This is a genomic window from Bradyrhizobium sp. Kon58 (assembly GCF_055807455.1).
Genome location: NZ_JBVVOT010000026.1, coordinates 58,167 through 69,919, shown reverse-complemented (window position 1 = coordinate 69,919; position 11,753 = coordinate 58,167). Strand labels below are relative to the sequence as shown.

Sequence of the window (11,753 nt, the reverse complement as noted above, 5' to 3'; positions counted from 1 at the left end):
CATGCCAGCGGCCATCCATCACGTCTCAACCGCGACTTGTCGGGCAGCTTTGGTACCAGGAAGTACGCCTTCGAGGAGTTGGTTGCGGAAATCTCGTCCGCGTTCGGTTGCGCCTCGCTCGGTATCGTGCCCACGGTGCGGCACGCCGACTATATCGGCTCGTGGCTTGAAGTCTTGCGCGAGGACAATCGTGCAATTGTCCGGGCCGCTTCCCAGGCCAGCAAGGTCGCGGACTATCTCCTTGGATTCTTGCCGGAAGTGGTTGTCGACATCACCACGGAAAGAGCGGATCAGGAAGCGGCGTGAGGTTCTCCTCCGTCACCGCGAGCACGAGAGTGAGAGGGCAGGGGCGTTTCCGCGACGGGTTGGAGGTCGAGAGAGAGGCTCTCGGCTGCCCGTCGTGGAGAATCGATATGACGAAGGCTGTCCAAAAGATCACGCTGTCCCCCTCACGCGACATTCCGTTCAACAAGCTGGTCCTCAGCCAGTCCAACGTCCGGCATGTGAAGGCGGGCATTTCCATCGAGCAGCTCGCTGAAAGCATCGCGCAGCGTACGCTGCTGCAAAGTCTAAATGTGCGGGCGGTTGTGGACACCGAAGGCAATGAAACCGGCATGTTCGAGGTGCCGGCAGGCGGCAGGCGTTATCGGGCGCTGGAGCTTCTCGTCAAGCAGAAGCGCATGGCAAAGACCCAGGCAGTTCCTTGCGTTGTGCGAGAGGGGGCATCGCTGAGGACGATTCGCTTGCGGAGAATGGCGAGCGAATTGGGCTTCATCCGCTCGATCAGTTCCGGGCATTCCAGACCTTGAGTGGCTCCGGATTGTCCGACGAGGATATCGCTGCCCGGCATTTCGTGACACCGGCCGTCGTGAAGCCACGCCTCCGGCTGGCGTCGGTGTCGCCAAAGCTCCACGACGTCTATGCCGAAGACGGCATGACACTCGAGCAGCTCATGGCTTTCTCTGTTACAGCCGACCACGCCAGGCAGGAGCAGGTCTGGGAGAACGTCAGCCGATCCGGCTATGATGAGTCCTATCAGATCCGGCGAATGCTCACGGAAAATACCGTGCGCGCGTCCGATCGCCGCGTTTAGTTCATTGGGCTGGATGCTTACGAGCAGGCTGGTGGCGGCGTTTTGCGGGATCTGTTCGAGCACGATGATGGCGGTTGGCTTCAGGACGTTGCTTTGCTCGACCGTCTCGTGACAGAAAAGCTCAAAGCCGAAGCCGAGACGATTGCAGCCGAAGGCTGGAAGTGGATTTCGGTCGCCGTCGAATTCCCCTACGGCCACACGGAGGCCCTGCGCAAAATCGACGGCAAACCTGTCGATCTTTCCCTGGAGGATCAGGCCACCGTCGACACCCTCGGCGCGGAGCAAGCCAAGCTTGAAGCCGACTATCGAGTTGCCCGACGACGTCGACCAGCGTCTCGGCGAAATCGAGACGGCACTACTCGCGTTCGAAGACCGGCCGATGGTTTACGATCCGGCCGAGATCGCCCGCGCCGGCGTCTTCGTCAGCATCGATTTCGAAGTGCGCCTCTCGGTGGATCGGGGTTACGTCCGGCCGGAGGACGAGGTGGCCGCGGTCGATCCTGATGTCGGTCAGGGCGCCGATACACAATGGATCGAGGCGAAGGAGGCAGGTAGCTCCGTCCAGCGCACGGTCATCGCGTTTGCTGGCAGCGCTGCTGATACTGAAGACGATGACGAGGACGCGACCAAACCTCTGCCGGGTCGCCTGATCACGGAGTTGACAGCGCATCGCACGCTGGCATTGCGGGATGCGCTGGCGGAAAATCCTGCAATTGCGTTCCAGGCGGTGCTGTACAACTTCGTGCTGATGGCTTTTTACCGGTTCGCATCGACCGGAAGCTGCCTTGAGATCAGCCTTCGCACGCCGACCTTTCCGGCTCAAGCGACTGGCTTGAGGGAAAGCGCGTCCGCGAAGGCCGTGGAGGCCCGGCACGATTCCTGGAAAGCACGGTTGCCGAAGGGCGAGAATGATCTCTGGGATGCGCTCACAGCCCTCGACGGCGCCGCACAGGCATCCCTGTTCGCTCACTGTGCGTCATTTGCGGTCAACGCCGTCCATGAGCCGGCCAACCGCTACAATCAGGGCCGCGTATCCGCCCCCGGCGTCCGCACCCGGCTCGCCCGGGCTGACGTGCTGGCACGAGCGGCCGGCCCGGCCTCGACATGGTTCAAGCGAGCTGGAAGCCCTCCGTCGACAATTATCTCGGCCGGGTCACCAAGCCGCGCATTCTGGAGGCGGTGCGGGAAGCAAGAGGCGAATCGTCCGCGCAACTGATCGACCACCTGAAAAAGGCGGACATGGCCAAGGAGGCCGAGCGTCTTCTCGATGGTTCGGGCTGGTTGCCGGAGCCACTGCGTCTTGTCGATCCCAATGCGGCGTCAGGGGAGCAGGAGAGTGAAGCGGGCCCGCTGCCCTAATTCCTCGCCGAGGACGAGGATCGGGACAACGCGAGCGACGATGATCCGCAACAGCTCGACGCGGCTGAGTGACATCGCAGAAGGGACGGCTCCGGCCGTCCGGCAATTGCTTGGGGACCGGTGTGCCGTGCCGGTCCCCATTTTTATGGGCGAGAGCTGAGAGGGAGAGCCGGGCCGGGAAGGGTTTGAGCCGTCGGGTCTTAAGGAGAGCACCTGATGGTTCGACCCGTTTCCTGCTCTCCGAAAGAACCCTGCCATGACCGAATCTCTCGCCGGCGGCGCGGCCGCCGCGCCGCTCTCGATGCGCGCCGCTGCATCTCTCACCTCCGCCGCCGTCAGGGCCGCCCGACAGCTCTCGACCGATCTCGAGCGCGGCCGGCGCATCGATGCCGCTGTCCTGCGCGGCGCCATGGAAGCTGCCGTCCGCGCTTCCGACGCCACTGGCGTCTGGAACTGGAAGACCGCCTACGATGTCTGCGAGGCGGCAACCGTTCTGTTCCTTCGCAAGTTCGGTCCGGCCATCCGGACCAAGGCTGACTCGACGGCCGCGATGCCGCCGATGCTCGCGAAGATCGCCAGTCTTCTTCCCACCCACACACGCCGCTCGGAGGACAGCCAGGCCCTTCAACAATTCTCGCCGCCGATCCCGCTTGGGCTCGCCGCATGCACCGCGGCCGGCATCACGCCGTCCGATCGGGTTTTGGAGCCCTCTGCGGGGACCGGCTTGCTCGCCATCTTTGCCGAGCTCGCTGGAGGCACCTTGGTACTGAACGAACTGGCCGAGACCCGCGCGGCGTTGCTCGACCAACTATTTGCCAAGGTTACGGTCACGCGGTTCGACGCCGCCCAGATCAATGATCACCTCGATGCGAGTGTCGTACCGAGCGTCGTCTTGATGAACCCGCCGTTCTCCGCGTTGGCGAACGTCGATCGACGGATGGCGGACGCGGCTTTCCGGCACATCGCCTCAGCCTTGGCGCGCCTTTGCGATGGCGGGCGTCTGGTCGCCATTACCGGCGCGAGCTTTGCGCCGGACAATCCGGCGTGGCGAGACGCCTTCGTTCGTCTCCAGGAGAGCGGGCGGGTGGTATTTTCTGTCGCCATCGACGGCGCGGTCTATGCGAAACACGGAACGCAGACCGACACAAGGCTGCTTGTGATCGACAAGTTGCCCGCCGCAGATTCGAAAGTCCTTCCGGCTTCACTTCGCGATGTCGCCACCTTGCTTGACTGGGTGACCCAGTATGTGCCGCCGAGGCTGCCCATCGCGACGCCGATAGCGGTCGACGTCATCAGGCGCCCTGCAGTATCACGAGTGGTCGGCGCATTTGCGCCACGCCCATCGTCCGCTTCGAGCCGCGTAGCGCCCGAAGGCGTAGAACTGATCAACGAGACGGTCGAATGGTCGCCGCCCGAAGGCGCCCGACTGACCGACGCGCTTTATGAGGAATATGGACTGCAGGCGATCCGCATTCCGGACTCGCGTGCGCTTCCGACGAAACTCGTGCAGTCTGCCGCGATGGCCTCGGTCGCGCCGCCGAAGCCGTCGCATCGGCTACATCTGCCGGCCAATGTCGTGGCGGACGGCATCCTGTCCGACGCCCAACTTGAAAGTGTCATCTATGCAGGCGAGGCGCATTCCGAATTTCTTGCGGGCTCCTGGACGGTCGATGCGACCTTTGACGTGGTGGCGGCCGCGCGCGACGACGCAGAGAATGCCGTGCGTTTTCGCCGCGGCTGGTTTTTGGGCGACGGCACCGGCGCGGGCAAGGGGCGGCAGGTCGCCGGCATCCTGCTCGATAACTGGTTCAAGGGGCGGCGCCGTGCCGTCTGGATCAGCAAATCCGACAAGTTGACCGAAGACGCGCAGCGCGATTGGTCCGCGCTCGGCATGGAGCGGTTGCTGGTGACGCCGTTGTCACGTTTCCGGCAGGGCACACCGATCCGGCTCGCGGAAGGCGTCCTATTCACCACCTACGCTACGCTGCGCACCGACGAGCGCGGCGAGAAGCTTTCGCGCGTGCGGCAGATCGTCGAATGGTTGGGCTCCGACTTCGACGGAATGATCGTCTTCGACGAGAGCCACGCGATGCAGAACGCGGCAGGCCAGAAGGGCGAGCGCGGCGACCAGGCGGCCTCCCAGCAGGGGCGCGCGGGGCTGAGGCTCCAGCACGCCTTGCCGAATGCCCGCGTCGTCTATGTCTCGGCGACCGGTGCCACGACCGTGCACAATCTGGCCTATGGCCAGCGGCTGGGCTTATGGGGCGGCGCCGATTTCCCGTTCGCCACGCGTGCCGAGTTCGTCGAGGCGATCGAGGAGGGTGGCGTCGCCGCCACGGAGGTCCTCGCGCGCGACCTTAAGGCGCTCGGTCTCTACACGGCCCGCTCGCTCTCTTACGAGGGCGTCGCCTATGAGCTCATCGAGCACCAGCTCACGCCCGAGCAGGTTCGCATCTACGATGCCTACGCGGGCGCGTTCAGCGTCATCCATAGTAATCTCGATGCCGCGATGCGGGCCGCAAACATCACCGGCGAGACCGGCACGCTGAACCGCCAGGCCAAATCGGCCGCGCGATCTGCTTTTGAGAGCGCCAAGCAGCGCTTCTTTGGCCACCTCCTGACCTCGATGAAGACGCCGTCGCTGATCCGATCGATAGAACGCGATCTCGACGCCGGCCATACCGCCGTCATCCAGATTGTCTCGAGGGGCGAAGCGCTGATGGAGCGCCGGCTCGCCGAGATCCCGACCGAGGAGTGGGGCGACGTCCGGGTCGACATCACCCCACGCGAGTATGTCCTCGATTACCTCGCCCATTCCTTTCCGATCCAGCTCTACGAGCCCTTCTCGGACTCGGAGGGCAACCTCTGCTCCCGGCCCGTCTATCGCGACGGCCAACCGGTCGAGAGCCGGGAGGCCGTCGCCCGCCGGGACCGCCTCATCGAGAAGCTCGCCTCGCTGCCGCCGGTGCCTGGGGCGCTAGACCAGGTCGTCCAGCGCTTCGGCACCGACATGGTCGCCGAAGTGACCGGCCGCTCGCGCCGTATCGTTCGCAAAGGAGACCGGCTGGTCGTTGAAAACCGGGCCGCTTCCGCAAACCTCGCCGAGACGTCGGCCTTCATGGATGAGGTTAAGCGGATCCTCGTGTTCTCCGACGCGGGCGGCACGGGGAGGAGCTACCATGCCGAGCTGTCGGCGCGGAATCGCCGCCTGCGCGTCCACTATTTGCTCGAGCCCGGCTGGAAAGCGGACGCCGCGATCCAGGGGCTCGGCCGCGCCAACCGGACCAACGAGGGGCAGCCGCCGCTGTTTCGTCCTATCGCTACCGACGTGAAGGCCGAAAAGCGATTTCTGAGCACCATTGCCCGTCGGCTCGACACGTTGGGCGCGATCACGCGCGGCCAGCGCCAGACCGGAGGGCAGGGCCTGTTCCGGCCCGAGAACAATCTCGAAAGTCAGTACGGGCGTGATGCGTTGCGCCAACTCCACACGCTGCTCGCGCGCGGCAAGGTCGAGGGCTGCTTGCTCGAGAGGTTCGAGGATGCGACCGGCCTGAAGCTCACGGATCCCAATGGGCTCAGGGATGACCTGCCGCCGATCACGACTTTCCTGAACAGGTTGCTGGCGCTCACGATCGATCTTCAGAATATCCTGTTCACCGTCTTCGAGCAGCTGTTGACCGATCGGATCGACGGCGCGGTCGCGTCGGGCAGCTATGACGTCGGGCTGGAAACGCTCCGAGCTGAGAGCTTTGTCGTCACCGATCGGCGGACGATCTACGTCCATCCGAGCACAAGCGCCGAGACCCGGCTGCTCACGATCACCCAGCGCCAGCGCAATCATCCTGTGAGCCTGGATGACGCTCTCGGTCGTCTTTCCGATCTTCGTGCTGTCTTGATGATCAATGAGCGCTCGGGGCGAGCCGCGGTGCATGTCCCAGCCCCAAGCTTTATGCTCGACGACGGCGAGATCGAGCGGCGCGTCCGCCTGATCCGGCCGATGGAGCAGCACAGCATCCCCCTCGACATGATGGCGGAAAGCCATTGGGTCGGGGCGGACCGTGAACGCTTCGCCGCGGCTTGGCTCGCGGAGCTTGCCGAGGTGCCCGAGTTCACGGACAGCACGATCCACGTCGTGGCCGGCTTGCTGCTGCCGATTTGGACGCGGCTGCCGAACGAGTCGACCCGGGTCTATCGGCTGCAGACCGATGCGGGTGAGCGGATCATCGGCCGCAAGGTCTCGGCGACCTGGGTCGCGAATGCCCTTGCGGCGGACGCGCCGGCGTTGACGCCGGACGCTGCCTTCGCCGCGCTGATGGAGGGACGGACCGTCCTCGAGCTTGCGGAGGGACTCCAACTTCGCCGTGTCCGAGTGATGGGCGCACACCGCATCGAACTCTCGGGCTTCAACGACACCATGCGCGATCGCTTGCGGGCTTACGGCCTCTTTGGAGAGATCATCTCCTGGAAGCTGCGCATGTTCGTGCCGACGGACGCGAGCGGCGTCGAGATCCTGTCGAAGGTGCTCGATACCTATCCGGTTGCGCGCATCGGTGAGCGGGAGGCCGCCTGATGCCCCGCGATGCTTCCGAACTGGCAGGCCGCCTCGCGCGCGAGGCGGAGGCGGTGTGCCGACACTATCTCTCCAATGGCAAGCGGGCGGGCCGGTACTGGCTGGTCGGCGACGTCCACAACACCCCGGGCCGCTCGCTATTCGTGCGGCTCCAGGAATCGCCGAAGGGGCCGGCGGGCAAGTGGACCGATGCGGCAACGGGGGAACATGGCGACCTCCTCGACATCATCCGCGAAAGCCTGGCTTTGCGAGACTTCCACGAAGTCGCCGAGGAGGCGAGGCGATTTCTGAGGCTGCCTCGTACTGAACCGGAACTCGTCCCGAAACCCTTTCGTCCATTAGCACCGGCTGGATCGCAAGAGACGGCAAGACGGCTTTTTGTCATATCGCAACCGATCGAGGGGACCGTGGTCGACGCATATTTGCAGCGTCGCGGAATAGGGCGCATCCACCATGGTGGCAGCCTGCGCTTCCATCCACGCTGCTACTATCGACCGGACGATCATCTGCCGACCGAGACCTGGCCGGCGATGATCGCCTGCGTCACGGATCTCGAAGGACAGATCACCGGCGTACATCGCACCTGGCTCGATCCGGACAGCTTCGATCGTGTTCGGCTCGGCAAGGCTCCGATCGATACTCCACGACGCGCCATGGGCGACCTTCTCGGCAATGCCGTTCGGTTCGGCGTGGTGGACGACGTGCTCGCTGCCGGCGAGGGTATCGAAACCATGCTGTCGTTGCGCTACGTGCTGCCGAGCATGCCGATGGCGGCTGCGCTTTCGGCCAATCACCTCTCAGCCATGATGCTCCCGTCTAGCCTGCGCCGGCTCTATGTTGCGCGAGATGCCGATGCCGCCGGTGATGCGGTGCTGGCAATTCTCAGCCAGCGCGCAGCAGACGCCGGCATTGAAGCGGTCGTACTGTCGCCCCAGCTGGGCGACTTCAACGAAGATCTGCATGTCTTCGGCCTCGACGCCCTCCGAGCAGCATTGCGGCTTCAGCTCGTGCCAGAGGACGTCGTTCGCTTTCTGCATTCGTCGACGGTGGCCGCGGAATAGCTCTTGGTCTCCGATCGACGGTGTATCGGCCGGTCGTAGGCGAGGCCAATACCGGAAGAGAACGCGACCTCGGCCTTCTAGAGGGCGATCGGACGGCAAGCGGCCCGGGCCGGCAATGGCTGCGTCCGGCTATTTTCCGCCGCGCGCCAGCGACGGAAAGACACATTGTGCATGTGGCCAGCGCGCTTTGCATCGCGAAGCAAAATAGCCGGCCTCCGCCATCCTCCGCTACCGCTTCGGCCCTGTCGGGTTCTGGCCCGTTCCGCCTGCCGTCAGAGGATCGCCACGAAGGCCGCGATGGTCGCGGCCGATCCGGCAAAGGACCCTTCCATGACCGACCATGACGACATCGAACCGCCGCATGCCTCTTCCCCGACCGACCACGTCCTCACCGAATTGCAGCTCTTCGGCTACCGCCCCTTCGACGACCAGCCCGATCCAAGACCCCTTCCGGAGGACAAAATGATCGCCGGCGCCGTGGCCGATATCTTCGATGCCCTGGTTGCGACCTTGAACGACACGCGGCTCGAGCCGGACCTCGACGATCTGCTCTGGTCGACCGTGAACCTGTTCCACCGTGCCGTCGATCGCATCGAACGCCACCTCGACGACAACGAGCAGGCGCAGCACCAAAGCCAGCGCGAACAGAACGGCTCCGAAGTACGTTCGGTCGAACTCGAGCGCCTGACGACCGAAGGCATCACGCTGATCGAGCGCCGCAATTGCCTGGAACTGTTCCGGGATCAGGCCATCGCGCGATTTGAGGTCAACACCGGCTCAGCTTGGCGTCCTCGGTCGGGATCATTGGTCAATCACCGAACGCTCACCGCGGCAATGATCGACTCCCGCGACTTCATCGCCGCCAAGCGTCGTTCCGAGACTGAGGTCATGTTGCCACCAGGGCCGAAAATCGCACTCACCGGTGGGCTCGACTTCAACGACCACCACCTCGTCTGGGATCGGCTCGACAAGGTACATGCCAAGCATCCCGACATGGTCCTCCTGCATGGCGGCTCCCCGAAAGGCGCCGAACTGATCGCCTCGAAATGGGCGACCAATCGCAAGGTGCCACAGATCGCCTTCAAACCCGATTGGACGAAACACGCCAAGGCGGCGCCGTTCAAGCGCAACGATGCGATGCTCGAACTCCTGCCGATCGGCGTCATGCATTTCCCGGGCACGGGAATCCAGGACAATCTCGCCGACAAGGCGAAGCGGCTCGGCATTCCCGTCTGGAGGTTCGGCGGCGCGTGAGCGCCGTCGCCTCCAAGACGCCAAGGTGGAGTTGCACGCCGCAACTCCGCCTCGTTTCGTTTTTACATCCAAAACTGCGCCGTGGTGGTGGTGGAAGGCGCGATCGATAAATCCATGCACATGGAGCCACCACCATGCTCGCGCTTGGACTTGTTCTCAACACACTCGGCATTGGCTTGTTCTGCTGGGCCATCTTTGCGCTCGCTGTGTATGCCCTGCCATTTTTCGTCGCACTCAGTGTCGGGATGTTGGTATTTCGTCATGGCGCGGGCGTCTTCGGCGCACTGCTTATCGGAATTGCTTCTGGCACGCTGACGCTTGCCGCTGGTCAGGTCGCCGTCGCCGTTAGCCGGTCCTTGACCTTGCGCGTCGCCATCGCAACCGTATTCACGGTCCCTGCAGCGATCGCCGGCTATCAGGTGATTTTTGCCCTGTCGCAGATCGGGGTGCCTTCATTGGCTTGGCGCGAGGCGTTCGCATGCCTAGGAGCGGTTTGCATCGGCGGCACGGCATGGACACGCTTGGTCGTTTTTGCGGGGACCCTCCCGTCGGAGTCGGCCGGGGTGGTGGAGAATGCGCCTGAACCAGTTCTCACAGCCGCCGCGCACGAGCGGTGAGGCTTCGTCGCCATCATCGGCCGAGCAAGACGGCACAGGGCGTCACGTTGAACGAGGGATCATCGAGCTTGAGCGAGAGGTAACCGCGTTCCCTCCTCGGGGCGCTTAAGCAAGCCGTACCGGTCTCTGTCTGGCCCACATAGCTGCGGTGAAGCGACGCGCTCCGTTCGATCATTCCTTCCGGGACGATACCGCCCTTTGCGGCAGATTGTTTCTCTTTCTGCGCCGAACCGTACCAACCCCTTGTTCAGCGCAACCGAGATTCGCCAGTCTTCTTCCTAAGATTGCGGTTCAGCACGCGGACCACGTGGCCTCTTTGATGGCTTGATCTGGCCGAAGACCGGCTGCGCCTCGATCGTCTGAGCCGCAACGCCGTTGACGCGACTTTCTTCCCCTGGGCTTCGCCCATTCCGCGCGAGACAAGAAAGTCGCCACAACGACGTCCTCCGCTGCGCTACGGCCCGCGAGCGGGTGCGTCGCCAATCGTCTTCGGCCTCTAGATCGCCATCGAGGCCGCGGTGGTCGCGGGCTCGAAACACAACAGGAGAAGAGACATGGCTAACATCGGTTCTTTCAAGAAGGTCGGCAACGATTTCCAGGGCGAGATCATCACCCTGAGCTTGCAGGCCAAGGGCGTCCGCATCGTCGCCGAGACCAACCGCTCCAACGACAACGCTCCCAGCCACCGCATCTATGTAGGCCGGGCGGAGATCGGGGCAGCCTGGTCGAAGCGCTCCGAAGAGGGACGCGACTACCTCTCGCTCAAGCTCGACGACCCCTCGTTCAACGCGCCGATCTACGCGAACCTGTTCGATGAGGAAGGCGGCGAAGGCTACACCTTGCTCTGGTCGCGGCCGCGCAAGAACGGAGAGTGAGGCTCATTACCGCCAAGCCCCTCCCGACGACCTCGGGCGGGGCTCCCTCTTGGAGAAAAGCCGACCGAGCAAAGCTGCAGCTGGACCGGCTTGGTCGCGTCGATTTTCAAGTTTAAGACACGCACTTACGTGGCGCTTGTCCGCATGGCTTGAACTCGCCCAGATGCTATTGCTTCTTGGAACGCAGACGCGCTGACTTGCGACCCTTAGGCAATGTCTTGGGTGTGGCCGCTCCCCTGGGTGGCTGAACAAAGAATTCAGATAAATGAACGCCTAGCGTCTCGGCGAGCCGGTCGAGAAGATCAATTGTCGGATTCTCGGATTGCCGCTCAAGGCCGCTCATATATGAGCGGTCGATCCCGGCATCGTAGGCCAGTTGCTCTTGCGGAATACCGCGATCCACGCGGATCCGGCGCACATTCCAGGCAACGAGCGCACGAGCTTTCATGCGCTCAAACAGCCATTAGGCAGACCATCAAACCACTGGCTATAACCGAACTATTTTGGTAAGTTTCGCTTACAATGCAGATTAGCGAAGTGCGCGCATAAGCCTACATGACGAAGCCACCGTTAGATCCCGATGTCGCGGATGTTGCGCCGCATGAGCCGGTGCTGACGACCTATGACGAGCAGCATCTCGTGACGTACTGGCGACTTCTTGATGCCGAAGCCGATGGCGCGGATTGGAAAGAAGTGACCCGGATCGTGTTGCACATCGATCCCGATCGTGAACCGGATCGCGCTCGCAATGCGTTTGATAGTCATCTGGCCCGCGCAAAATGGATGGCAGACCACGGCTACCGTGACTTGCTTCGCGGCGGCGCTCCTAAATAGCAAAATCTGTCATGAAGAATTCGCACTTGAGAACAGATTTCCCCGCTGACGCGTGATCGCCTGCAGGCATCACGCAATGCATAATTGGTG

7 protein-coding genes and 2 pseudogenes are annotated in these 11,753 nt (G+C 63.3%); 8 read left to right on the top strand and 1 reads right to left on the bottom strand.

All coding sequences use genetic code 11. The features are described 5' to 3' along the window. The 7 genes and pseudogenes from AC0L20_RS30680 to AC0L20_RS30650 form a co-directional block, all read left to right on the top strand. Nucleotides 1–306 (top strand): annotated as a pseudogene (locus tag AC0L20_RS30680) (zincin-like metallopeptidase domain-containing protein); the annotation flags it as partial. Nucleotides 307–413: 107 nt separating this feature from the next. Continuing rightward, nucleotides 414–2,524 (top strand): annotated as a pseudogene (locus tag AC0L20_RS30675) (ParB/RepB/Spo0J family partition protein). A gap of 184 nt (nt 2,525–2,708) precedes the next feature. Further along, nucleotides 2,709–7,022, top strand: a complete 4,314-nt coding sequence (locus tag AC0L20_RS30670; protein ID WP_473294328.1) for a strawberry notch-like NTP hydrolase domain-containing protein — start codon at nt 2,709–2,711, stop codon at nt 7,020–7,022. After that, nucleotides 7,022–8,083: a DUF7146 domain-containing protein gene (locus tag AC0L20_RS30665; RefSeq protein ID WP_473294327.1), complete on the top strand. Its 1,062-nt coding sequence runs from the start codon at nt 7,022–7,024 to the stop codon at nt 8,081–8,083. Before AC0L20_RS30670 ends, AC0L20_RS30665 begins: the two co-directional genes overlap by 1 nt. A gap of 330 nt (nt 8,084–8,413) precedes the next feature. Continuing rightward, a complete protein-coding gene (locus AC0L20_RS30660; RefSeq protein ID WP_473294326.1) occupies nt 8,414–9,337 on the top strand; it encodes a DUF2493 domain-containing protein in 924 nt (307 codons plus the stop codon). 134 nt (nt 9,338–9,471) lie between these two features. Then, nucleotides 9,472–9,954: a hypothetical protein gene (locus AC0L20_RS30655; RefSeq protein ID WP_473294325.1), complete on the top strand. Its 483-nt coding sequence runs from the start codon at nt 9,472–9,474 to the stop codon at nt 9,952–9,954. Nucleotides 9,955–10,508: 554 nt separating this feature from the next. Beyond that, a complete protein-coding gene (locus AC0L20_RS30650) occupies nt 10,509–10,829 on the top strand; it encodes a DUF736 domain-containing protein (RefSeq protein WP_007605948.1) in 321 nt (106 codons plus the stop codon). A 166-nt stretch (nt 10,830–10,995) separates the two neighbouring features. On the opposite strand, the gene AC0L20_RS30645 is transcribed toward AC0L20_RS30650, so the two are convergent. Further along, nucleotides 10,996–11,277 carry a helix-turn-helix domain-containing protein gene (locus AC0L20_RS30645; protein WP_317245282.1) on the bottom strand — a complete coding sequence of 94 codons (282 nt, stop codon included), beginning with the start codon at nt 11,275–11,277 and terminating at the stop codon, nt 10,996–10,998. A gap of 107 nt (nt 11,278–11,384) precedes the next feature. Here AC0L20_RS30645 and AC0L20_RS30640 point away from each other — a divergent pair, with 107 nt between their 5' ends. Continuing rightward, nucleotides 11,385–11,663 (top strand): DNA -binding domain-containing protein, encoded by a 279-nt coding sequence (locus AC0L20_RS30640; protein ID WP_148778166.1) that lies wholly within the window; start codon nt 11,385–11,387, stop codon nt 11,661–11,663. Nucleotides 11,664–11,753 lie beyond the last annotated feature (90 nt).